Raw genomic sequence first — 23,805 nt, forward strand, 5'->3', positions numbered from 1 at the left:
ACAATCGGTCGACAAAGGCTACCTCAGACCAGCTCCTGTCCATTATGTCACCAAGCATTTACAGCAGCGCATAGAAAGCGATCATTTCAGGGTAAAGAAGAATATGCCCAGGATCGGTGGTTTCCGATCCTTCCATACAGCACGGCGAACCATCGCTGGTTTCGAGGCCATGCTGTGGCTCAAGAAGGGCTTTGACTTCGCGGGGCAATGGACCGTTCGTGAACAGAATGATCTCATTGCTCTCCTCTTCGGACTTCAAAAAGTTAACGAAGCATGAAGACGAGGCCGTTTCCGGCACAAACAAGGCCTGCATAAAACTTTGCGACGAGCCCTTATCGCCCCTATCCCCTCAAATTCACTGGCTTCATGCAAGACACTCGACGGGTGCCAATGGGGTGCGGCTTGTTCCCCCTTACCGGACCGCCCATACATGAGGTCAATGAGGGGGAGCGAGAGGGGAAGGCGGCTGACAGAGGTTATTGACGGATTGATGGGAAAATTGACGTATTTCATTTAATTTCCAAATAGAAACAACTCAAATCATTGCGATTAAACCATCAATTTTCTAGTAAAAAAGTCTTAGAACGGTGGAATTTAGAGGATAGACAACACTATTATCCATATGTACATCATTTTCTTCACATTTCTCAATTGCAGGAGTAATTTTGCATAACTCATGCAAAATCAGCCCATTGAGAAGTTTATAAGAATAATTCTAATTACTTGTTCGATGGAAAATTCAAACATTTGAGTTTTTTTGAGGTGATTTGACCATTTTTCCCATCCGTCGCTAGTGTCTTGCACGCAAATTGAAGGCTTTTTGACACGCAGATCGCTGATGACTGCGCAGGAGAGCCGTAACCTAAAGGGAGTACGAGGTGTCTAAAACCGCGAGAGGAAACGCCTATCCTTCTATCACGCTGGAGGACAAGAAGTTTGTGATAGATGGAACTGCAACAACCGTTTACTCCGGCGCTGTTCACTATTGGCGTCTTGATAGAGATAAATGGGAAGACATAATCAACAAGGTCAAGTCTCTAGGCTTTAATACGATTTCCATCTACATGCCTTGGGAGGCACATGAGATTGAACGGGGGCAGTTCGATTTTGGTCAGGTTGACCCTCGCACCGATCTGGATGCTTTCCTGACCCTGATCGACAAGGCCGGGCTGAAAACGATCGCAAGACCCGGACCGCAGATCAACTCGGAAATGACGTGGTTCGGCTATCCACGCCGCATTTTGGATGATCCCGACCTTCAAGCCCTCAATGCGCAGGGAGGCAAGGCGGTTCTGACCCAGGTTCCGCGCCCGATTCCAGCCGTCAGCTACGCGGCGGACAAGTTCTTTGAGGAAACCGCGCTCTGGTTCGATGCGATCATGCCAATTCTGGTCAAGCACCAATATCCCAAAGGTGGGCTTGTTGCGACACAGGTTGACAATGAAATGGCCTATTTCTTTCACATCAACCCCTATGCCTGCGATTTCCATCCTGCTTCGATTGCCCGTTTCCAGACCTTCCTTGAAGAAAAATACGGCTCGACCGAAGCCATCAGCAAAGCTTATGGCCAGAGAGTTTCAAGCTTTGCAGCTCTGGATGCCCCGCGACGGTTCGAAGGCAAGGCACAGCGGGATCTGCCGCGCCATGTGGACTGGATCGAATATCGTGAAAAATATCTCGTTGATTGCCTGGCACGGCTGGGCGACATGATGAAGGAACGGGGCCTCAACGAAACGCCACTGTTCCACAACTATCCTCATCCGCTCGGACCGGGTGGCGCGGCCAGTGGCATCACGGCTCCCTATAACCTGACCGAGCTGGAGAAACATCTCGATTTCGTCGGTTTCGACATTTATTCCCGCAAGGAGCTTTACAGTCATGTACGGACTGTCGTTTCCTATGTGGTCGGGACGAGCCGTTTCCCCTATATCCCCGAATTCATCGCCGGTGTCTGGCCCTGGTATCTCAATCCAGGCGACCAAAATGACGAGGGTTTTGTCACCAAGGCAGCGCTGATGCACGGGATCAAGGGCTTCAGCCGCTATATGCTGGTTGAACGCGACAAGTGGATGGGCTCTCCCATTCGGCGCGATGGCCGTATTCGCAAGGAAAATGCAGTTGTGTTCGAGATAACCAATGCGGTTGCCACCCAATATGACTTCAAGGATTTCCACCGTCATGCCGACATCCTGCTGATGGCCAACAGGGACTATGACCGGCTTGAGGCTGCCTGTGAACTGCTCTCATTCCCGGGCGACTTTCTGGAATCCCAGATCAGCATGTCCGAATACCCTAATGCCATGACCGTTTCGGGAAAAACCTTTGGCTTTGACGAACCGATCCAGCTTTCCAAAACTAAGTGGTTCAACGGCTTTGCAGAGGTGCTGAACGAGAAAGGTTACACCTACCTGCTCTCGGATACGGCGCTGGGCGAAGAGCGCATGGTTGGTTACAAGGCTATTCTTCTGTCGTCCTTTGAGTTCCTTGCTCCGGAGGTTCAATCCAAACTTTTGGACTATGTCGAAGAGGGTGGCACGGTTATTCTCGGGCCGAAACTGCCCCATCTGGACACAGTTTTCACAGCTTGCGATCTGCTCAAGTCCAAGGTTTTGGCTTCCGCTTCAACCCCACTAGGAAAAGACGGCTCAGATCTGGCCACATCCTATGCGGTTGGCAAAGGGCGCGTAGTTCTGGTTTCCGATCTTGCAAAGGTTTCCGAGGCCCTTGACGCGTCGATGCAGGCAATCGGTGTCGCACCGGTCGTCAAGAATGACCCGCGCATCGACGTTGCAATCCATCGCAACAGCGACAAGCCCGATCAGCTTCTGGTCTATGTGGCCAACCCGACCAGCGAACCTGTCGAAGTGGTTGCAGGCGTTGGTCAGACGGTCAAGTCGATCACCGAAATCTGGTCTGGTGAAACGCCTGGCAACAGCGGCGAAACCTGGAGCGACAGCTTTGCTCCATACACCATCAAAACCTACGCCGTCAGCCTTTAAAGCAGGAGGAAACTGAACATGCTACAAGCATATGTTGAAATGATTGACATCGAGGTTTCCCACTGGAGAAACCTGCAAGCCTTGATGCTTGATTCTGCCAAGGGCAAGAACAAGATCATCATTCTGCATGACAAAGGGGTGATAGAAAAATTCGCCCATAATGATGGCAGAGACATCAATCGTCCGATCTCCCAAATCAGCAATGCCAAAGAAGATGCGCGCGCGGTTTATGAAGCCAACAAGGACTGCGTAGACTTTGTCATGATCCTGGAACGGAGTGCCTCTGACGACTATTTCAGACGCATTCAGGATGCATGGACCGTCAATGACGATATCGACGAATATGTCAATCGTGCCTTCAGATTGATGGGCGAATACGATCAGGACATCGTCACCTATCCAGGTCCGGCCAAGGAACAGCTCGGTCTGCAATGGCGTCTGGGTGCGTCCTATGACGCCATCAAGGGAGCCGTTGAAAGCTTCGTCCCCGCAGAAAGCACAGTTGTCATCGGCATCTGTGAAGAAGAAAGCCTTTGGGCCAGCCTCATCCTCCGGTTCGACGAGGACAAGCGCATCGACATCATTACGTCTGTCGATCTCATGGACCGGAGCTTTGAGGGAAGCCGGGATCAGATTGCCAAAGACATGCTCGAGTGGGCGGCAAAAAAATACGATCCGATCTCTCTGGGCCTGTTCGCCGATCTGCCCAGCGCCAGGGAGTTCCTGAAATCCACCAACAAGGTTCCCACCTTGCTCGAGTTGGTGAAGCGGAAAAAGCTCTCGGTTAATCCGGCAACACCGGAGCTATCCAGCCTCTTAGCAAATATCTGAATTTTACAGATTGAAAAGAATAATCCTCTCCTTCCGCTCAAGGAGAGGATCACCCTCGAATAGAGGAAATTTAAGAGACTAAGCAGGAGGAGTTACGCATGTCTCGTTTTCAGAAATTAACCGGCTTCATTGCAGCCGTAGGTCTCGCTTCAGCTTTGGGAGTCGGCGCTGCCATGGCAGCCGATCCCGACGTTATGCTCGATGAGCTCAAAACCAAGGTTTACAGCCTCGGGCCAAACGGAGAAACACCATCTCCCGCCTCCGACATTCAGCTCAGTGATGAAGAATTGGCAAAAATCAAGGATATGAAAGCCACCGCAGCTATCGTTCTGCACTATGCCGGCAACGACTGGTCACAAGCTCAGGTCAATGGCCTCAAAGCCCAGTTCGCTGAAATGGGCATCGAAGTGCTCGCAGTGACTGACGCCGGCTTCAAACCAGAAAAACAGGTCGCTGACATTGAAACAATTCTGGCGAAAAAACCGGACATCATCGTCTCTATTCCCACGGATCCGATGGCGACTGCTGGCATCTACAAAAAGGCAGCCGATCAAGGCGTAAAACTTGTCTTCATGGACAATGTTCCGAATGACCTTAAAGCAGGGGAAGACTATATCAGCGTCGTATCTGCCGACAACTATGGTAACGGAGTTGCTTCTGCTCTTCTGATGGCAAAAGCCCTGAACGGAAAAGGCAATGTCGGTGCGATCTATCATGCTGTCGATTTCTTCGTAACCCAGCAGCGCTATGACGGGTTCAAAGACACCATCGAAAAATACTTCCCAGACATCAAGATCATTGCCGAACAGGGCATTAACGGCTCAAACCTTGCCGGTAGCGCAGAAAGAATGGCAAGTGCCATGCTGACCGCCAACCGCAAATCGATCAATGGCCTTTGGGCTGTTTGGGACGTTCCCGCTGAGGGTGTCATTGCGGCAGCCCGTTCAGCCGGTGTCAAAGACATCGTGCTGACGACCTGTGACCTTGGTGCCAACGTTGCCATTAATATGGCTCAAAAATCCTATGTCCATGGCCTTGGTTCCCAACGACCCTATGATCAGGGTGTGACAGAAGCCAAACTGGCAGGTTATGGCCTTCTGGGCAAAAAGGCCCCTGAATACGTCGCTCTGCCTTCGCTTGCCGTGACCTATGAAAATCTCCCCCAGGCATGGCAAGAAGTCTATCATCAAGATCTTCCCAAAGACGTCAAGGACAGCATGCGCTGATTGACTTCCCCTGACATGCTCTTTCTGGAAGATGACCCGCTTCGCTCTCCAGAAAGAGCACCCTTTTTGACATTGAGCAGGTCCGCATTTATGCGCTTTCGCGATGTATTGCAGGGCCCGTCAGTCACGAATCACAGCGCAATCAGGAGAAAAATGGAGGAGATAGGGTGATGGCAGACACCAATAAATCCGATGGAACCAGTGCCTGCGGGATAGAGACCGCGCGACAGACAGATCCCCCAGCCATCAAGATGACCGGCATTACCAAGTCCTTTGGCGGGGTTCTGGCTCTCAAAAATGTTGATCTCGAGGTACAACAAGGCCAGATTCATGCTCTTCTTGGCGGGAATGGCGCAGGAAAGTCCACGCTTCTAAAAATATTGCGCGGCATTCACAGCCCTGATCAGGGCTCGATCGAGGTAAATGGCAGACCGATGCTTGTGCATTCGTCGGAAGCATCCCGCCGCGCAGGCATTGCGATGATCTTTCAGGAAATGAGCCTCATACCGAGCTTGACGGCTGCGCAGAATATTTTTCTCAACCGCGAACCCAAAGACACTTTCGGGCTGATTAAGGATCGCTTCTGCCAAGAAGAAGCCGGACGCCTGTTCGAAGAGTTCAACGTCGATATTGATCCTACCAAACTGATTTCCCAACTCAGCACCGGGCAATGTCAGCTCATAGAGATCATAAAGGCCCTGTCCCAGCGCAGCGACATTCTGATCCTAGACGAGCCGACTTCTGCATTGAGTGATGCGGAGGTAGATCTTCTGTTTGATATGTTGCATCGGCTTAAGGAGGCCGGTGTTGCCATTGTTTATGTCTCGCATAGGATGGACGAAATCCTACGTATCGCAGATCATGCTACGATCCTCAGGGACGGACGCCTTGTGCTCAGCGCTCCAATCGGCAACATGTCGGTTGAAAGCATTGTCGGGCATGTCGTCGGCAAAGCCGGGTCTAATCTTTCGGTACCGAAAATCGTAGACGAGACCATGCTGGGAAATACTCTTCTGGAACTCGTTGATGCTTCTGGGCGGCACACGCCACATAATGTCAGTCTCTCGGTCCGGCGGGGCGAAGTCGTTGGCATTGCCGGGTTGCTCGGAAGCGGGCGCAGCTCGTTGGCGCGCATGCTTTATGGCGTCAATCCTATCCGCTCCGGAGACATTCGCATAAAGGGCCGATCGGTCAAGCTCTCAAGCCCCGAACAGGCTCTGAAATGCGGTATTGCGCTCATTCCAGAAGACCGGTTGCGTCAGGGCCTGGTGGTGCAACATAGCGTGGCACGAAACATCTGCCTGTCTGTGCTGGACAAGGTGAGCTATTGGACATGGGTCTCGAGCAAGAAGGTAGCCAAGCTAGTGGACGAGCAAATCGCCTTTCTCCATGTTAAGACCGACAGCCCGAACACCAAGGCCAAACAGCTGTCCGGCGGCAATCAGCAAAAGGTCGTTCTGGCCAAGGGACTGGCCACCCTTCCTGAAATCCTTATTCTGGATGAACCAACAGCAGGTATCGATATCGGCAGCAAGACCGAGGTTATTGGTGTTGTTCGTCAAATGGCAGCACAGAACAAGGCTGTCATTCTCATCTCATCGGAAACCGCAGAACTAATCGCCGGATCGGACAGGATCCTCCTGATGGCTGATGGCAGGATCAAAAGAGAACTGAGCCACAAAGATCTGTTTCCTGAACAATTGAATGATGCTTCTTCATTCCAGGAAGCCCAGCGTCGTCTGCAAGTCGCCATTCAAGAGGTCAATGCAAATGTCTAATGTCACTCTCTCCAAATCACAGAATAGCGTCTCGCCTCTTGCATTCGTTCGGGAGTCCTGGCGCCAGGCCGTTATCTATCTCGGCTTCGCGGTCCTTTTCATCATTTTCTCGATCACCCTGCGCGATCAGGGATTTCTCGACATCAACAACCTGCTGAATATCGTGCGTCAGACCGCTATCATCGCTATTATGGCGGTGGCCATGACATTCGTTCTGGCGGCCGGGGAAATCGACTTGTCCGTGGGCTCTCTTGCGGGACTGTCATCGGTGGTGACTGCAATGGTTCTGCGTGATTACGGTCTTGTTGCCGGGATTTTTGCGGGGCTTTGCATCGGCTCGCTGGCCGGCGTGGTCAACGGTTTTCTGACCACCAAGATCGGCATTCCGTCTTTCCTGGTGACGCTGGCAGCGATGGGAATCTGCACCGGGACATCGATGTGGATCAGCCACACCGCATCCATTCCCATTCTCAACCAGACTTATGCCTTCCTTTTCGGTGGTGGTGATATCGGGCCATTCCCCATTCTGCTGTTCTGGATGGCAATCATAGGCGTGACCGGGCATGTAGCTCTCAAACACAACACATTCGGTCGTCGTGTCCTGGCGACCGGTGGGAATGAGACTGCGGCACAGTATAGCGGGATCAATACAAAAGTCATCAAGGCGCGAGTCATGTTGATGTCCTCCATGGCGGCCGGACTGGCGGGTATGCTCTACGCAGGCCGTCTTCAGTCCGGTCGTTTCCAGTTTGGCGAAGGCGATGAAATGTCCGTCATCGCAGCCGCCGTTCTGGGGGGAACCGGCCTTGCGGGAGGACATGGAACCGTGGTGGGCTCCATCATTGGTGCCATCATGATCGGCATGATCAATAATGGATTGACACTTCACGGTCTCGAATATAGTCAACAACTAGTTGCACGCGGTGCGATTATTGTTCTGGCAGTTGCGCTCAGCAAAAAGAACTGACCGGGATTCACGGTCCCAAAGCATCGACCCCGTCCTGCGGGGTTGATGCGAAAATTTACACAAGAACCCGGGCTATGTGACGTACGATTCTGATCAAGTTCAATTGATGCTGCATGCAATTGGAATCCAAGCAGCGTCATTTTGCTCCAAGTCGGATGGTGGATTTTTGCACGAAAATGCGGGAATTCCGATCTGAAGACCTTAAAGGGCTATTGCGATAGCTATGCCTGAGGAACACTCAAAGTGGTAAAAAAAGTTAACTTACGGGTCATTGCAGAAAAGGCTGGCGTTTCGCTGGCGACAGTTGATCGCATTGTAAACAATCGCCCCAATGTCAGCGCCAATACGAAATGGCGCGTGCAAAAAGTCATCGAACAACTCGACTTCCATACAGGGCATTCTGCCGAAGAAGAAATTGTCGAGCGCGATTGCTACTTTCAGTTCATTGTTCCTCGCGGTCCAAAGAACACCTTCATGGTCAACATGAAAAAAGACATCGAGGAAATGACGCAGAAATTTGCGGCTCAGCGTGTTTTCCTGTCTTTCAGCGATTATACCGAGCTTGACGAGGTTGAGTTGACTCGAGCGCTTGCGCAAGTCGGTCCGGCCACATGCACGGGAGTTGCCGTCATCGCAATCGATTCCATTCATGTGCGCGAGGCAATTGATCGCCTTGTCCGCAAGGGGGTCATCGTGGCAACGCTTGTGTCCGATGTCACGCCCTCGCAACGGCATTTCTCCATTGGCCCGAACAACATCGCTACCGGACGCACGGCTGCCTCTCTCATTGGCAAATTCGCCGCAGGACGATCCGGGCCCGTTGCGGCCCTCATTGGCTCTCGCACGCTTTGCGATCAGGCCGACCGGCGGTTTGGCTTCGAGCAGGTTTTGACCCAGGAATATCCGTCGCTCAAAATCGTATCCGTACCGGAAGGACGAGACGACAGTGCCATCACCAAACAGGTCGTGCAGGATATTCTGTCTCAAAGTTCCGATCTCATTGGCATCTACAATATCGGAGCAGGAAACCGGGGCCTGATTGAGGCGCTGGAAGAACGAGGTCGGGAAAAGGACATTATCGTGGTTGCGCACGAGTTGACCAAGCACACGCGGAATGCGTTGATTTCAGGAACAATCGATGCCCTCATCAATCAGGATTCCAGAGCGGAAATTGAACTGGCAATCGCCTCGATGAAAGCCTATGCCACAGGCGATATCGGCTATGTACCGCCTTCGGTGCCTATCGATATCTATATGCGCTACAATCTTCCCTGATCTCCGTTCGTCAGCTAGGATTGGCTCTGACGCACATTTGCTGAAGTTGGGGCCTACGTCGGACCGATCAGCCGCGCTTGCAGCAGATCGAGCTTTGCGCGTCCGTACATTTGGCGCTTGATGAGCTTCAGACGTGTGATTTGCCCTTCGGTTTGTCCATTTGACCATGGAGAGATGATGGCGTTTCGGACTGCATCTACATCCTTTTCAACGCCGCCGGCAAAAGAGCTAACCAGGCTGTTCTTCGCTGTTTCCAGCCAGCTATTGAGATTTAGCGCTGACTTTGAACGGATCATGGATTGGAAGTTGCCAATGATCTTGCGGGCGGAGGCCAATTCTGGAACATTCACTTCAATCGCAGCCACCAGGATCGCTTCGGATTTTGCCAGGTCATCGCGCGCAGCTGTCATCAGTCGAGCGATCACCCTTGCAGATGGCGTTCGCGCGATCCCACTCTGACCAGCTTTCTCTGCTAAACGCCGGCGTTGCGCCCATTGTGAGACGATACCGCGTTGCCCTGGAAAGCCTTTTGCTTTCATCTCGCGCCAAAGTGCCGAGGCGTTTCGTGCCCCTTCGTCCCAGCGGCTGTTGAGCCAGGGTAGCCAGCTATCCATTATGCTTGGCTTTGTCCGAAACACATCAAGACGCTGGCCACGCAAGACATCACGAACAAGCTTGCGACTGTGACCAGTTTGCCGGACAATCTGCCAAATTGAAGTTCCCTTCTTCTTGAGCTCCCAGATTGCCTCATTCGTCTCCTGCCGGCGCAGATACCCCTCATATTGCAATCTTCCCGCATAAGTCAGAAGCTTGGGATCAACGACCTTGCTACCGACTGCCTGTCTGATTTGGCGCATGGACTTGCCAATCGCATCGAGAAACGCGCGGCTCGAATTCTCCATGAGATGCCAGCGATCAGCCACCTGATCGGCATCTGGCAAAGCTTTCGCTATGGCCTCACCATATCCACCACCTCTGTCACGAGCGACAATCGAGATAGAAGGATGCTTGGTAAGCCATGCCCGAGACGTATCCGGCGTACGGTCTGGTAACAAGGTAATCGGTTGCCGTCGCTCAAGATCGCAAATGATTGTTCCATAGGTTTGGCCGCGTCTAAAGGCAAAGTCATCAATACCGATGACAGAGAGCTTATCGGTTCGTTCCACAGTCCGTCTACGCACCACTCGCAGGAGTGTATCGTTGCTAACGGGTATCATGAGGCGTTCAGAAAAGGCTGCTGCAGGTCTGCCTCCAAGCGCCAAGCCAAGATGGTGCACGATTGTTTCCAGCCTTTGGGTTCGTCGACCATAGCTAGCTAGGACAGCATCATCGAACCGTTCGCAGAAGATACGCCGCCCACACAGAACGGTATCACACCAGAAACGACGTGCCTCAATAATAAGCTCTACACGCCGACCGCACAGCGGTAGGTCCGCTGGCCTCCTCAGATATCGGCTTTGAACACGTCGGCTTGGTCGTCCACAATCCGGGCAAAGCCCCGCTATTGAACGCGGACGCAACCGAATTTGTACTCTCCCGTTTGCGATCTGCACTGAACCTACTGAAAAGCCATCCGGCGCAAGGCTCGCACGCTGAAATCGATGAAGCATAGCTGATCCTCCAATGAACCAGCAAAACCATGCCCAATAATTTCAGCAAATATGAGTCAGAGCCAGATTTGGACCCAATACCACCGAACACCATCCCGGCCCACGGCGAAAGAGATTGTCGTAAAATGAGGTCTGACAGAAGTTCGCTCTCGATTGTATGCTTTTGATGTCAGATGCCTCTTGCATTCAGGGCGGCAACCACAGAAGTTCTCAGTGACATTTAACATCCTTAGGCGTTGATGGGGAATATTTAACTACCTCAGAAGTTAACTATGAATCAACATTTTTCTTGAGTATCTTACAGGCTTTATAAGTATATTTGACGCAGAGCAGTATGGAGAAAAGCCCATGTATATTCGTAGTGTGTTTTGGATTAGTTATGTAATCTTGATATTTGCAGTGATTGTATTCTGTTGTGGCCTTTCTCGGTTGGGTTGGGGACTGATCGGCGTTTTGTTCATTCTCTTGATATTTAGTAGGTACTTTAACCTAACGAATAAAAATAGGTAGTCTTTACAGTGCTGAGCCGATATCAAAGCTTTACTACGAGCGGATCGCTTGTGGTTAAAGATGTCCAAAAGCGGTAATGGGCCAAGTCAAGCCAAAGTCATGCTTCGTTAACTTTTTGAAGTCCGAAAAGGAGAGCAATGAGATCATTCTGTTCAAGAACGGTCCTCTGGCCTGCGAAGTCAAAACCTTTCTTGAGCCACAGCATTGCTTCGAAACCTGCGATGGTTCGCCGCGCTGTATGGAATGATTGGAAACCACCAACCTTTTGCATATTCTTCTTTACCCTGAAATGATCGCTTTCTATGCGCTGCTGTAAATGCTTGGTGACATAATGGACAGGGGCTGGTCTGAGGTAGCCTTTGTCGACCGATTGTTTGATCGTTGAGGGGAATGTATTGGCGCCGTCAGTGCCGATCTTGCCCGGCGACAGGAGTGGCTCTTCCTTGAGCATCTTGTTGAAGAAACGTTTTGCTGCCTCAATATCGCGGTTGGCTGTAAGCAAGAAATCCACGGGATTGCCATGCTTGTCTATGGCCCGGTACAGGAATTTCCACTTCCCCCGCACCTTGATGTAAGTTTCATCTACCCGAATAGACCCGCAATGGGGGGGGCGAAACCGACGTAATCGCTTCTCAATGAGCAGAGCATAGGCCAAAACCCAACGATTGATTGTGCTGTGGTCAACTTTAAAGCCGCGCTCAAGGAACATTTCTTCCAGATCCCGATAGCTCAGTGGATACCGCAGATACCAAGATACCGCCTGAATGATCAGCCATGCCTCAAATTGTCTGCCTTTAAAATCATATTTCGATTTTCGCTTCAGCTTTTCGGCAATGGCATTGAGAATCATACGGTGCTCCTTCAACAAATCGAAGCATCTTCTCGCTGTTAAAATCTCAAGGCTGGGTTAACAACAAAAGGTTGCGGCACGACCGATACGATCCTTATCGTCAACCCAGGCGGGCAAATCTCAAGACATCATGATGTAGGATACTGGCATTGCCGCAGACCGGCTTAGTCCATCCGCCCGTTTTACTCATTGGAACGGAAGCCAATAGGTCCATCAAAGTCCAAAAGCCTTGTTGCGTTTCAGACCGATGACGCCTGCATTTGTCCTTATGCCGAAACCGTCACGCGCTTGAGCAAATAGAAACACAGGAGATCACCTGCGGCGACGAAACGGTTGTTCAGATTCCGGGCTTCCTCGTTTTCGTCGCTACGAGGATTTGACGGGTTGAACGATGCAGAAACCTGCCGGGGCTACTTTTGCAGTTAATCAGCGTGGCGCCCGAGCAATCCGGCATCTTCGAGCGCTTCCATATCCGGCAAGTCTCTAAGGGTCTCAAGCCCGAACACGGTCAAGAAATGCTTTGTCGTAATGTAGCTATAGGGCGCACCAGGCGTCGGACTTCTCGGCCCTGAGGCAATGAACCCGGCTCCGCGTAGATTGCCGATCAGATCACGGGACACCTGTTTGCCGAACAGTTTGGACAACTCATTGCGGGTTATGGGCTGGAAATAGCTGATCGCCGTCAACACTGCGGCCTCAAATTGGGATAGTTTGGCAGCGGTTGAGCGGGTGGGCGCGTTTGATGCGCGAATGACCTCAGCGAAACGCCCCCGGGTTCTGTGCTGCCAGCCTCCGGCGACTGCGACCAGCTCGTAGGGGCGATCGCGCAAGTCCTCAATGAGATCCTCAATCAGCAGATCGATGCTACAGGTCTTTCCGACGACTCTTTGTAACTGCTCGCGAGAAACCGGCTGAGTAGAGGCAAAAATCACAGCTTCAACGCGCAGTATCCATTCGCGCCAGCGCAATGGAGCGGGCCAATCCAGCAATTCCCGATCGAGAAGGGTATCGTCTGATGCTGAACCGTCTTGTCCTCCCCTGCCCTTTATATGCTCTGGTCCCATCATCACAATCCATATATCTTGAAGGATGCGCGTCCGGATAATTCCCTGACCGCCCCCAGATCCTGCAACCGCTGGAACAGACGCCGACTGGCCCAACGGGATAGATCAAGTCCGGGCGCTGAGGACAGGACGGCATCCTCTTCGAGCAATGCCTTGATAACAGGCTCGGCGCCTTTCGTGCGAAGCTTTGGCGCCACCTCGATCAGACAGTCAGCCCGATGCGCGATGGATCGCGCCGATTGCAAGGCCCTGTCTGTCGCGTGGGTCAGGGACAAACACACGGCCCGCTCAAATCCGCTCTCTTCAGGTTGCACACGCCGGGAATCGACTGGCAGGCGAAAGGCCTTGGCATAGCGTTCCGTGACCAGCAGCGGCACGGGGGAGTACCAGCCAAGCCTTGAGGCAATCAGCCAGTCTCCCAGTAGCCAAGCGAGGCATTCGATATCGGGTCTTAAGGCCATCACGGCGGCCAACAGATCCGCGACCGCGAAGGGCACCGCCTTTTGTGCCTGTAGCGCGTCGTCAAAGAGAGTGATCACTCCGGCAAGCGCGTCATCCCAGGGCAGACCGAAGGCGTCCGCCAACCGACGAACGGTCTTGCTATTGACTGTCCCGCTTGAGCGGCTCCAACTCCTGTAGCCCTTGGCGATCCGGCCAGCCGGGCCCGGATCATCCCCCGGCGCGGTGAGCAGGAGCATGTCGCGCAAGGCGGCTGCGTCCTGGCGGCGGCCCGTCATTTGCGAGGTTACAACCGCACAATCAAGGGCTTGGCGTGCCCGCCAGCAACCGGCCCAGACCGGGCCGCTTTTGACGAAATTATCCAAGCAATTCAACGCGATGCCTGCGACGAAAGCCGCGTCTGCAGTCGACAGATTTTTCTCATCCATGCGGGCCCATTGGGGCATGGACGGGATCGGGATGATCGCTGTTGGCGGTTGAGACAGCGGAAGAGTCATGACCTGGGTGCCGATTGGATGAGCGGTTTATGGGGAGATTATTGCATAAAAGCGCACAGCTTGTCTAACATAATAAAAGAATGATAATGTTGCATTATCATTCCTTTTAAGATAGATGATGAAATCATGGCTTCTGACAGCGAAAAGTCCAACCAAATCACCCACAACGACCCGCCGACCAACGAGAGTGGCAGAGAGGGCCTCGTCGTGCCAGCTGAAGAACCGGCACATGGGTCACCAGGCGTCACGTCTCCTCCCCTCTCCCATCTCACCCCCCTGATCGATCGTGCCCGGGACTATGTCGAAGCGGCCTCTTCAACCAATACCCGACGGGCCTACGCGTCCGACTGGAAGCATTTTTCCAGTTGGTGCCGCCGCAACGGGGTCTCAGCCACCTCTGGTGACCCCCAGACGGTTGGCCTCTATATCACTGCCCTGGCATCCGGCGAGGCAACCGCCAACAGGTGCCCTGCGGCCGTTGCCACCATCGAGCGGCGCCTGTCGGCGATCTGTTGGAACCATACCCAGCGTGGCCTGTCTCTGGATCGCAAGGATCGCACCATCGCCACCATTCTCGCTGGCATCCGTAATCGCCATGCGGCCCCCCCACGCCAAAAGGAAGCCATTCTGCCAGAAGACCTTCTGATGATGCTCGACACCCTTGATCCGGGCAGCCTCAGAGGCATGAGGGACCGGGCCATGCTACTGATCGGATTTGCCGGCGGTCTCCGCCGCTCGGAAATTGTCGCCCTCGATCTCGGCCGGGACCAGACAGAGGATGGCAACGGTTGGATCGAGATCCTCAAGGATGGCTTGCTTGTGACCCTGCGCGGCAAGACTGGCTGGCGGGAAGTGGAAATTGGCAAAGGCTCTTCGAGTGCCAGTTGTCCAGTTGACGCCGTGCAACAGTGGATCAAATTTGGCAAGATCGCCCATGGCCCGTTGTTTCGCAGGGTGACAGGCAAGGGCAAGAGGGTTGGCCCTGATCGCCTCAATGCGCAAGAAGTGTCCCGCCTTGTCAAACGAACGGCAGCACGCGCAGGAATCCGGGGAGACCTCTCCGAGAAGGAACGCGAGAAACTCTTTGCCGGCCATTCCCTGCGCGCCGGTCTGGCCTCTTCGGCTGAAGTTGACGAACGCTACGTTCAAAAGCAGCTTGGTCATGCGAGCGCTGAAATGACGCGCCGGTATCAGCGCCGAAGAGACCGTTTCCGTGTTAACCTGACCAAAGCCGCAGGACTTTGAGAGAAGGAAGAGCCGAATGGGACGCCTTGCGCACTCTTGATCTGGACCGCATGAAAGAAGAACACGCCGAATAAGCGCCGGTTTGCCTTAGAGGCATCTAAAAGAAGGAGCATAGCGACCACAATGGGTCCCCTATCATTGTGATTGCAGGCCAGCTTGAGGCCGAAAGAAAATACATATCCCGCGCCAAGCGATCCGCTAAAGCGCTTTTGCCGGTGCGACAGGCACGTAACCTCTCGCGATCTTCTGCGCTTGAAGGCAGCGACACCTTTTTAGAGCAGCTCTGTTATCTGAGAAATACTCAATTTTGACCTGCCCGAACGTACCAATGCGGCCCCAATTGCGGATTAACTGAAAACCCCCCAGTAAATCAGGCTCTATTTTAAAGCGATAAAAGCGGTGCATATTGCGCGATGGGATCAGCTTTCGCAAATGGATTTCCGATCGGATAGACAAGGCCCCTCCCCTATTCTTGACTATGCTATGATGGTAGGAATAGGCATCGAAAAAATCCAATTCATATTGGGAATCAATTGATTGGATTTGATTCATATCGCTTATGGCCAAACTGGCCGTCTGATCCAATGTTTGGCAAACCAACGATCCAGAGCATGTTCTACTTCCCCCCCTCTGAAATGTCTGCTTTCTATGCGCTGCTTTAGATGCTTTGTGACATTCAACATGCTATCATCTATGTCGGCAATCCCATCCCCTTCGAGGATCTGTTAGCTGACACCGTGAAGCTTGATGGGCCCACCACATGGACACCCAACAGCACCTTCTTTAAACGCCTCAAGTCGCCTCAATTGGACGAGATCATGAGCTTCATTGATAGCAAGCCTGTTTCTGCCAACTTTGCCAATATGAAAAAGAGCAACAAGGTGGCGCGGCTTTCATGCCCTGTTCAACAATGAAAGTGATCGCAACGGTCTTTCACCAGAGGCAAAGGACCGCATTGCATCTCGGGTACCGGACTGCATGATCAACCAGCCCTTGACACTAGAGCAGACCTCCAACCAAAAAGAGGAAGCCGAGCAAGACCACGCAGCCTAAACCAGCAGGCCTGCCGCGACCGGACACAAAAGTCTGGCGTGGCGGGTAATTTCCCTTGTAAGGTATACCGTAAAAGGTTAAATTGAGTTTATGACACTACCAAGCAAAGTGCTTAACGCCGTGTTCTTCCGGTCAACCAGTGGCGCAGAGCCTGTTCGGGACTGGTTATTGTCGTTAGATCGCGCTGACAAGAAGATTATCGGAGCAGATATAGCGACGCTCGAATTTTGTTGGCCAATCGGAAAGCCGAAGTGTTCTCCGATCGTCAATGTCAAAGGCATGTACGAGGTTCGGTCGAAAATCACGAGTGGCAGAATAGCTAGAGTTCTGTTTATCATTGATGGAAGCAATATGGTCCTGCTGCATGGTTTTATCAAGAAGACTCAGAAGACGCCACTATCGGAACTGAATCTGGCGAAGAATCGTCTGAAGGAGTTTATGAAATGACGAATGCGACCAATACATATATCGGCAGCTCGCTCGACGATTTCCTGAAGGATGAAGGGTTGCGAGAAGAGGCCTACTCCATTGCCATAAAGAGAACGTTGGCAATGCAGATCGAGCAGGCGCGTTTGGAGCAAGATATGTCCAAATCAGAAATGGCCCGCCGCATGAAGACCAGTGCCTCCCAGCTATCAAGGCTGTTTGACCCTGATAATGATCGCATTCAGTTGGACACGCTGATGAAAGCGGCTGCGGCCTTGGACCTGTCGTTGGAGTTTCGCTTGGTGCCCAAGCAGGCAGCATAAGAGCGACACTTGTTTGAAGACCTTGCATGTCATTTGGCTGAGAACTCATGAGAAGCGCAAAGGGAGTTCTGCCGATGGCGAAGGGTGATACCGACATTAAAGGGGGGCTTAGGGTCTTTGATCCGGCTGACTACCTCAAGACCGGCGAGGCGGTTGGGACCTTTATTGACGACGCCTTCAAAACAGATGATGCAGCGCACATCGCTCACCGCATTGGAATTGCCACACGCGCTAAAGGTATTTCAAAGATTGCTGAGGATGCAGGTCTCTCACCCGAACAATTGAAACAGTCGTTTAGTCACCATGGCAACCCAACGCTGGCAATGACTTTGTCAGCTATGAAGGCAATGGGGTTGAAACTGGTGTGCGAGCCGAGGCTTTCCTTTTGGTGGACAGGTCCAAGCGCTTAGGGGCGCCAAGCGCCTTGCAGAGCAATGGAGAGATTGAAATGCCACTGAAGACAAAGTTGTTTGATGTTGCAGACTATCTGACGACTGAAGAAGACATAAAGGCATATCTCGACGAGGCTTTGGCTTCTGGTGATAGCCGCCTTGTTGCCGCCGCGCTCGGTGACGTTGCCCGTGCGAAGGGAATGACCAAAATTGCTGAGAAAGCCGGTCTCTCTCGTGAGAGCCTTTACAAATCTCTCAGTGACAAAGGGTATCCAGAATTTGGGACCGTGTTCAAGGTGCTGAAGGCCCTCGGCTATTCTCTGCATACCGGAGACGCCGTTGCGGACATCAGAGAGGCATCCTAACACGTCCGGCATATTTTGAAGCTCTTGCAGTGCATACCCCGCGAGAGCTTCAGAAAGCCCTTTCCGACCAGTTTCGGGAGGGGCTTTTTTGTGTCTTGGACCAGAAAACCAGAAGCGGGAAACAGAAGGGCGCTAGGCGCCCTGCTCTATTCCGGCTTCTCTGGCTTGGGCCGTAGCGGGATCAAGGCTGAACAGCTGCGCTGCACCGCGCCGCCTTCCTTCATTCCCTTCGGTCATTGCGTGCAGGCGATCCCCTCACTGGCGTTCGGCGCTTGTGGCCTTGACCCCGCTACGGCCTGTCGCACGACGAGAGAAAGTGAAAGGCGATCAAACGAGCCGCCAGCTTCAACTCGAACGCATAGGGGTATGCATCATGAAACTCACCAAAGCACAGACCAAAGCCCACAATGAAGCCGAAGCCATCCTGACCAAAGACCGCCTGTCTGATGACGAAAAGCTCTTTGTCCTCGATAACTGGCAGGAAGGCGCAAGCCATAACAATGCCTATGCCGGTGCATTCTTCACGCCCAGCGGCCTTGCTCGCGACTTCTCCCTTGAGATCATGAATGGCCATGTCATCGACCTTTGCGCTGGCATCGGGGCTTTGTCCCTTCATGCCCTTTGGTCGGGACGCGCTGAAAGCCTGACGTGCGTCGAGATCAATCCCGCCTATGTCGAGATTGGCAAGAAGATCGTCCCCGAAGCCAATTGGATTTGTGCATCTGTCTTTGATTTTGCCCCTACCCGTCGCTTTGATTGTGCCATCAGTAACCCGCCGTTTGGCAAGGTTCGGACCCGTTCAGAAAAAGGAATGGATTTTGAGTTTCAAGTGATCGAAATTGCATCCCGCATGGCCGAAGCCGGAGCCTTCATCCTGCCCCAGACCTCAGCCGGGTTCCGCTACTCTGGCGAACGCTACTATCTGCGCTCCGAAAGTCGCAAGTTCAAAAGCTTCTCGGAGAACACGGGGATCACCATCGAACCTGGCTGTGGCATTGATACCGAAATCTACCGTGGCGACTGGAGAGGGGTTTCCCCTTGCGTTGAAATCGTGGTTTGTGAGTTTCCCGCTCCTATATTTTCCACCCCCCTTCAAACAGGCCTGTTTGACATGGTGGCATAGGCTGGTTGGCTCGGAGGGGTGAAAGCCCCTTCAGAGCAGATCGCCTTGGGGCAAAGCCAGCCGGATCGAACGGCTGGCTTTGCCTCGAGGGGGCCACACCCGCCCCTCGAGCTCCCCTCCGGCCGGGCTGCCGGTAAAGGTGAGGCGGAAGATTCGACCCTCCTGATCCTCCTTTCCTCGTCTTTCTTATTTCACCATCCAAAGGCTAATCGGGAAGGGCGCTTGCGCCCTGCTTTGTCCCTGTTCTCTGGCTAGGGCCAGATCGGGATCAAGGCTGAACAGCTGCGCTGCACCGCGTCCCCTTCCTTCATTCCCTACGGTCATTGCGTGCAGGTGATCCCCTCACTGGCGTTCGGCGCTTGTGATCTTGACCCCGCTCCGGCCTGTCGCACGACGAGAGAAAGTGAAAGGCAATCAAGCCGAGCGAACAAGGAGCAAATCAATGTCGAACACCGAAGCCAAAATCGAACGCATCGAAGGCGTAGAAGCCACCTATTCCCCTGAAGACAACAAACTACGTCTCTATTCCGATACCAGATTGGACAGCGACACATACGCGCTGGTCAAGGATGCTGGCTTTAAATGGGCACCCAAGCAGGAGCTTTTTGTAGCGCCCAAATGGACGCCTGCCCGCGAAGACTTCTGCCTTGCGATTGCTGGCGAGATCGAGCCAGAAGCCACAACCCTTGCTGAACGCGCCGAGATGAAAGCCGAGCGACTGGACGCCATCGCCACCAACAAGACCCGTAAGGCCAATGCATTCACCGCCACTGCCGACACGTTGTCGCACGCTTTCGAGTTCGGCCAGCCGATCCTTGTCGGCCATCATTCCGAACGTAAAGCCCGCCGCACCCAAGAGCGCATGCATGACAATATGAGCAAAGCCGTTGAGAGCAGCCGTGCGGCCTCCCATTATCTCTACCGAGCCGAGAGCGTGCAGTGTCATGCAGACTACAAAGCGCGGCCCGATGTACGCGCTCGCCGCATCAAAACCCTGCTCGCTGATCTGCGCGACCATCAACGCACGCTCAACGGCTACGCCTACGCGCTGGAAATTTTCCAAGCAAACATATCGAATACGCTCATTATGGAACTGGTCCGCGTCGGGCAGATCGGGATAGTCTGCATTGCCCCCCATGGTGCATGGCAGAAAATGGTCGATGGAGAGATTGACCCGCAAGCCTATCGGCTGGACATGATCGAGAAGCTCACCCGTCTTGTAAAAGACAGCATTGCCCATCGCTGGATCGGTCACCTGTTGAACCGTCTTTCCTATGAGCGCGAGCTACTCGGAGACGTGGCACGCTTTGAAGAAGCCTTGACCCCAACCATCCTTCAGGCTTTTGCCCGTGAGCACGGAGCCGAGAAGCCGAAGGCAACAAAGACGGAGGAGGGGAGCTTTAAACTCGAAAGCCCTGTTCCGTTGCCCCTTCATCTGGTCGGCGGCACGTCTACCAAATGTCTTTCCCTGTCTGATGATGCTTGGCGCGACCTTATGCAGAATACCGGTTATCAGGTGCCAGCCAAGAAAACCGTTAAGCCTTCTATCCTCAACTTCAAAGCCGAGACGCTTGATTTCGAGAACCAGTATCATCCTGGAGACATGATAACCTACACCCAGATCGAACTCACCAAGGCCGAGTATTCCGCCATTCCCTCCTGTTATCGCGGCACTCGTCTTTCCAAATGCAAGACGTTCCGCTTCAAGACCTGTCTGGACCCGCGCAAGCGGCAGCCCGGCCAGTATCCGCAATGGGTTGCTGTCTATCTCTGTGACAGCAAGACCCACCCGATCCCCGACAGCTTGCAGAATGAAGAGGCCAAAGATGCAGCGTAAGCCGGAGGCAGCCAAGACGGACACGGCGCGAAAGCGCCGTGGCTTCATTCCGATGGAAGGCGCAACCCGCAAGCGCTCGATCTACGTCCTTTATGAGAATGGGCGAAGCGTCGATATCGCGTCGGATCTCCGAAGTGCCAAGCAGTTCATGAGAGGATGAGGCAGCCGCTACCAGACGAGAGAGAAGGGCAGGGGTCCAATATCGCGGCACAATTCCTGTCGCGTTTCTCGATCAAACGTTGATTGAAGGCACGAAACTCACAAGGGGGTTAACTAACCCCCTACTTAACTTATTGAAATTACTGATCTTGGTGATTCGTAGCAGTTGCAATGAAATTCTTTAGAGGCCTGTACGGGGTAGAGCAATGCTGCATATACTCGGAGGGACACCGGAAGAATCGATTCTGACAGTTTGGGACCTGATTGCACTAGCAGAGTAAAAGTCCACTGTTATCCCGTTAGCTAGAAACGCTAGATATTCTCTATGTTTTCATAAGTTTATGTCGACATTAATCTTCCATTAACCCTATCTTGCTTGACAGAATGAGACTCCTCAAACATGATCTGCTTACAATTTTTCGTCGGCCTTGATCCATATTCCGTAATTTTGGGGGCCGCTAGGAGATAAATAACGTTATGCAGTCCGTCCAGGAAACAGACACGGAAGAGTTCCTTTCAGAAATGTCGTTGCTGTTGAATCAACAGATCAATCGCATATGGACCGCAACTTATCCGCCTGAAGCTAAAAAAACACTCAGATCTTTTACGGCTAAGGAAGCTGCGTCGCTGATCGGTGTAACGAGCACAAGACTACGGCAGCTTGAGCTTGATGGTGAGATTCCGCCAGTTGCACGATTGGGCAATTCGGCTAGGCGTTATACCCTTTCCGATATTGATGATATTCGTCAGTATTACGCCGCGAAAAAAGTTTCTGACGCATTAAAGTTCCTGCCACGTAGACAAGGTGAGGAGAAGCTTCAGGTCATAACTGTTGCTAACTTCAAAGGTGGCTGCGCCAAGACGACTACGAGCATTCATTTAGCGCAATATCTCGCACTGAAGGGATTGCGGGTTCTCGCAATTGACTTGGATCCGCAGGCAAGTTTAACCGAGACATTTGGGATAAGAGCCGCAATTGACGTTGGATCGATGGAGTCGATCTATGGGGTGGTTTGCTATGATGAAGAACGGCCTGTGATGAAGGATGTAATACGGAAATCCTATTTTCACGGGTTGGACTTTATTCCAGCTCATGCAGAACTAAACTATTTTGAGCATGAAACCCCAGGCGCGATCAGCAACCCCGAATTTGTTGGGAAGTCGCACTTTGTTCGTCGGATCGCGGCGGCGCTTGAGACGGTTGAAGACGACTATGATGTTGTCATCCTCGATGCGCCTCCTCAGCTCTCCTATATGACGCTGAACGCGATTTATGCTGCAACTGGCTTAATCGTTCCTGTGCAACCGGCAATGATCGATGTTGCCAGTATGTCTCAGTTCTTGTCGATGTTGGTCGAGATGCTGGCAGCTTTCAAAGATGCTGGCACGCCGTTTGCACATGATTTTTTCCGATTGCTAATAACTCGTCATAATCCCAACGATGTGCCCCAGACCACATTGGCTGCGATGATGCGCTCACTGTTTCTTGATAAGATCATTGGAACTACTGTGCTTGATACGACTGCAATAGCAAACGCCGGTCTGGAGAACAAATCGTTGTATGAACTGAACCGCAGTGATGTTAGCCGTGACACCTATATTCGAGCGATTGACTCTGTGAACGCAGTAAATGGTGAGATCTTCGATCTGATTGAAAAAGCATGGGGGCGGAAATGAGTGCTAACGATAAAAGGAAGCAGAAGCTAAGTGCTGCTTATGATGTCTCCGATCGTGCAGCTCTTCTCGAGAGCGCAAAGAAAGATGCCGGTCGCCGCTCGTCTGCTTCCATCCCTACACAAGCGCTCAAGACCTCAATGACTGCAATTGAACAGCGGGTAGTAGAACTCCAGAACCAGTTGAAAGAAACAGCGTTCCGGAAAATAGATCCTAAGAAAATTTTAGATTCTGCGGTAGCTGACCGGTTCCCTTGGAGCGAGGATACTGAGGAGTTTATAGCACTCAAGCAGTCTATCCAACTGGAAGGTCAGAAACTTCCGATTCTTGTGCGTCCCCATCCGGAGAAGTCTGAGTATTTCCAAGTCGCGTATGGTGCAAGGAGGGCGCATGCTTGTCGCCTTCTAGGCATTACGGTGAAGGCTTTCGTTCAAGAGCTTTCCGACGAGGAACTGGTTGTTGCTCAAGGTATTGAAAATAATGATCGTACCGATTTGTCTTTCATCGAGAAGGCTCTCTATGCTCGGTCATTGCAAGCCTTTGGGTATGCACATTCCGTGATTGGCAGGGCTATTGGAGTTCAAGACAAATCCAATCTACGGAAACTTCTTCGTATTGCAGATGCAATTCCCAACGAGATTTGTCATTTGATCGGCAGCGCCAATGGCGTTGGCCTGCCTCGGTGGTCTGCCCTCGCGATCGTGTTCGAGGACAGGCAGCAAGCTGCTGAAGACGCTATCGTCAATGCTTCAGCTTCTGCTGCGTGGCAAAAGGCAGACAGCAACGGGCGTTTTGAAATCGCTCTCAAGGTGGCACAGCGCTCCGCGCATAAAAAATCAGCATCAACGAACAAGCGAACCATTGTGTTCTTTCAATCGGGAAATGGTGACAAAATCGTTAAATTTTCGGAGAAGGTTAAATCTCTGGACTTTTCGATTGATCGCTCGAAGGGGGAAGGTTTCGCTGAATTCCTTAGAGAAAGAATGGAAACACTCATCTCTGAATACGAAGCAGAGAAGGGAGAGAAACAATGACCTGATCTGCGGGAAACGAAAAAACCCGTCAATCGGCAAATTGACGGGTTTATTAGATAGACAAAAGCGACAAGCGCTATAGTCCATAGTTAGCAAATTTGACTATAG

General features: G+C 52.4%; 23 protein-coding genes. 18 read left to right on the top strand and 5 right to left on the bottom strand.

Annotated features, from left to right (window positions below; all coding sequences use genetic code 11):
* The 7 genes from BM258_RS22650 to BM258_RS22680 form a co-directional block, all read left to right on the top strand.
* Nucleotides 1–277 (top strand): DDE-type integrase/transposase/recombinase (locus BM258_RS22650; RefSeq protein ID WP_139229355.1); only part of this gene is annotated, 277 nt, incomplete at its 5' end.
* A gap of 601 nt (nt 278–878) precedes the next feature.
* Nucleotides 879–2,999, top strand: a complete 2,121-nt coding sequence (locus BM258_RS22655) for a beta-galactosidase (RefSeq protein WP_090075523.1) — start codon at nt 879–881, stop codon at nt 2,997–2,999.
* 18 nt (nt 3,000–3,017) lie between these two features.
* Entirely contained in the window at nt 3,018–3,830 is an 813-nt protein-coding gene (locus BM258_RS22660; protein WP_090075524.1) for a hypothetical protein, read from the top strand.
* A gap of 98 nt (nt 3,831–3,928) precedes the next feature.
* Nucleotides 3,929–5,056 carry a substrate-binding domain-containing protein gene (locus tag BM258_RS22665; RefSeq protein WP_090075525.1) on the top strand — a complete coding sequence of 376 codons (1,128 nt, stop codon included), beginning with the start codon at nt 3,929–3,931 and terminating at the stop codon, nt 5,054–5,056.
* A gap of 170 nt (nt 5,057–5,226) precedes the next feature.
* A complete protein-coding gene (locus BM258_RS22670) occupies nt 5,227–6,834 on the top strand; it encodes a sugar ABC transporter ATP-binding protein (RefSeq protein WP_090075526.1) in 1,608 nt (535 codons plus the stop codon).
* Nucleotides 6,827–7,801 carry an ABC transporter permease gene (locus tag BM258_RS22675; RefSeq protein ID WP_090075527.1) on the top strand — a complete coding sequence of 325 codons (975 nt, stop codon included), beginning with the start codon at nt 6,827–6,829 and terminating at the stop codon, nt 7,799–7,801. Before BM258_RS22670 ends, BM258_RS22675 begins: the two co-directional genes overlap by 8 nt.
* A gap of 243 nt (nt 7,802–8,044) precedes the next feature.
* On the top strand, nt 8,045–9,076 hold the full coding sequence (locus BM258_RS22680; RefSeq protein ID WP_090075528.1) for a LacI family DNA-binding transcriptional regulator: 1,032 nt from the start codon (nt 8,045–8,047) through the stop codon (nt 9,074–9,076).
* A gap of 53 nt (nt 9,077–9,129) precedes the next feature.
* On the opposite strand, the gene BM258_RS22685 is transcribed toward BM258_RS22680, so the two are convergent.
* The 4 genes from BM258_RS22685 to BM258_RS22700 all read right to left on the bottom strand — a co-directional run bounded on the left by BM258_RS22685 (nt 9,130) and on the right by BM258_RS22700 (nt 14,066).
* Complete coding sequence (locus tag BM258_RS22685) at nt 9,130–10,686, bottom strand: ISL3 family transposase (RefSeq protein WP_090075529.1); 1,557 nt, start codon at nt 10,684–10,686, stop codon at nt 9,130–9,132.
* Between the two features lie 607 nt (nt 10,687–11,293).
* Complete coding sequence (locus BM258_RS22690) at nt 11,294–12,046, bottom strand: IS6 family transposase (RefSeq protein ID WP_090075530.1); 753 nt, start codon at nt 12,044–12,046, stop codon at nt 11,294–11,296.
* Between the two features lie 422 nt (nt 12,047–12,468).
* The gene (gene scpB / locus BM258_RS22695; RefSeq protein ID WP_244544813.1) at nt 12,469–13,110 is read right to left on the bottom strand and encodes an SMC-Scp complex subunit ScpB; all 642 of its coding nucleotides are present in this window, start codon (nt 13,108–13,110) and stop codon (nt 12,469–12,471) included.
* A 2-nt stretch (nt 13,111–13,112) separates the two neighbouring features.
* Nucleotides 13,113–14,066 carry a DUF1403 family protein gene (locus BM258_RS22700; RefSeq protein WP_090075532.1) on the bottom strand — a complete coding sequence of 318 codons (954 nt, stop codon included), beginning with the start codon at nt 14,064–14,066 and terminating at the stop codon, nt 13,113–13,115.
* A gap of 126 nt (nt 14,067–14,192) precedes the next feature.
* On the opposite strand from BM258_RS22700, the gene BM258_RS22705 reads away from it, so the two are divergent.
* A complete protein-coding gene (locus tag BM258_RS22705) occupies nt 14,193–15,311 on the top strand; it encodes a site-specific integrase (RefSeq protein WP_090075533.1) in 1,119 nt (372 codons plus the stop codon).
* 198 nt (nt 15,312–15,509) lie between these two features.
* On the opposite strand, the gene BM258_RS24995 is transcribed toward BM258_RS22705, so the two are convergent.
* Nucleotides 15,510–15,863, bottom strand: coding sequence for a WGR domain-containing protein (locus BM258_RS24995; RefSeq protein ID WP_090075534.1), 354 nt, complete (start codon nt 15,861–15,863; stop codon nt 15,510–15,512).
* A 110-nt stretch (nt 15,864–15,973) separates the two neighbouring features.
* Between BM258_RS24995 and BM258_RS22715 the strand changes: the two genes are divergently transcribed.
* The 10 genes from BM258_RS22715 to repB all read left to right on the top strand — a co-directional run bounded on the left by BM258_RS22715 (nt 15,974) and on the right by repB (nt 23,697).
* Nucleotides 15,974–16,225: a hypothetical protein gene (locus BM258_RS22715; protein WP_090075535.1), complete on the top strand. Its 252-nt coding sequence runs from the start codon at nt 15,974–15,976 to the stop codon at nt 16,223–16,225.
* 229 nt (nt 16,226–16,454) lie between these two features.
* Nucleotides 16,455–16,811, top strand: a complete 357-nt coding sequence (locus tag BM258_RS22720) for a type II toxin-antitoxin system RelE/ParE family toxin (RefSeq protein ID WP_090075536.1) — start codon at nt 16,455–16,457, stop codon at nt 16,809–16,811.
* Nucleotides 16,808–17,113, top strand: a complete 306-nt coding sequence (locus BM258_RS22725) for a helix-turn-helix domain-containing protein (protein ID WP_090075537.1) — start codon at nt 16,808–16,810, stop codon at nt 17,111–17,113. Before BM258_RS22720 ends, BM258_RS22725 begins: the two co-directional genes overlap by 4 nt.
* A 74-nt stretch (nt 17,114–17,187) precedes the next feature.
* Nucleotides 17,188–17,523: an addiction module antidote protein gene (locus BM258_RS22730; RefSeq protein ID WP_090075559.1), complete on the top strand. Its 336-nt coding sequence runs from the start codon at nt 17,188–17,190 to the stop codon at nt 17,521–17,523.
* Between the two features lie 38 nt (nt 17,524–17,561).
* Nucleotides 17,562–17,870: an addiction module antidote protein gene (locus BM258_RS22735; protein WP_090075538.1), complete on the top strand. Its 309-nt coding sequence runs from the start codon at nt 17,562–17,564 to the stop codon at nt 17,868–17,870.
* A gap of 373 nt (nt 17,871–18,243) precedes the next feature.
* Nucleotides 18,244–18,993: a methyltransferase gene (locus BM258_RS22740; protein ID WP_210186861.1), complete on the top strand. Its 750-nt coding sequence runs from the start codon at nt 18,244–18,246 to the stop codon at nt 18,991–18,993.
* Between the two features lie 442 nt (nt 18,994–19,435).
* The gene (locus BM258_RS22745) at nt 19,436–20,830 is read left to right on the top strand and encodes a DUF3560 domain-containing protein (RefSeq protein WP_090075539.1); all 1,395 of its coding nucleotides are present in this window, start codon (nt 19,436–19,438) and stop codon (nt 20,828–20,830) included.
* Nucleotides 20,820–20,990 carry a hypothetical protein gene (locus BM258_RS24570; RefSeq protein ID WP_175528221.1) on the top strand — a complete coding sequence of 57 codons (171 nt, stop codon included), beginning with the start codon at nt 20,820–20,822 and terminating at the stop codon, nt 20,988–20,990. Before BM258_RS22745 ends, BM258_RS24570 begins: the two co-directional genes overlap by 11 nt.
* A 476-nt stretch (nt 20,991–21,466) precedes the next feature.
* Complete coding sequence (gene repA, locus BM258_RS22750; RefSeq protein WP_090075540.1) at nt 21,467–22,666, top strand: plasmid partitioning protein RepA; 1,200 nt, start codon at nt 21,467–21,469, stop codon at nt 22,664–22,666.
* Nucleotides 22,663–23,697, top strand: a complete 1,035-nt coding sequence (gene repB / locus BM258_RS22755) for a plasmid partitioning protein RepB (RefSeq protein WP_175528222.1) — start codon at nt 22,663–22,665, stop codon at nt 23,695–23,697. Before repA ends, repB begins: the two co-directional genes overlap by 4 nt.
* The last annotated feature ends 108 nt before the right edge of the window (nt 23,698–23,805 follow it).

Source organism: Cohaesibacter marisflavi (assembly GCF_900115225.1).
GTDB classification, from domain to species: domain Bacteria; phylum Pseudomonadota; class Alphaproteobacteria; order Rhizobiales; family Cohaesibacteraceae; genus Cohaesibacter; species Cohaesibacter marisflavi.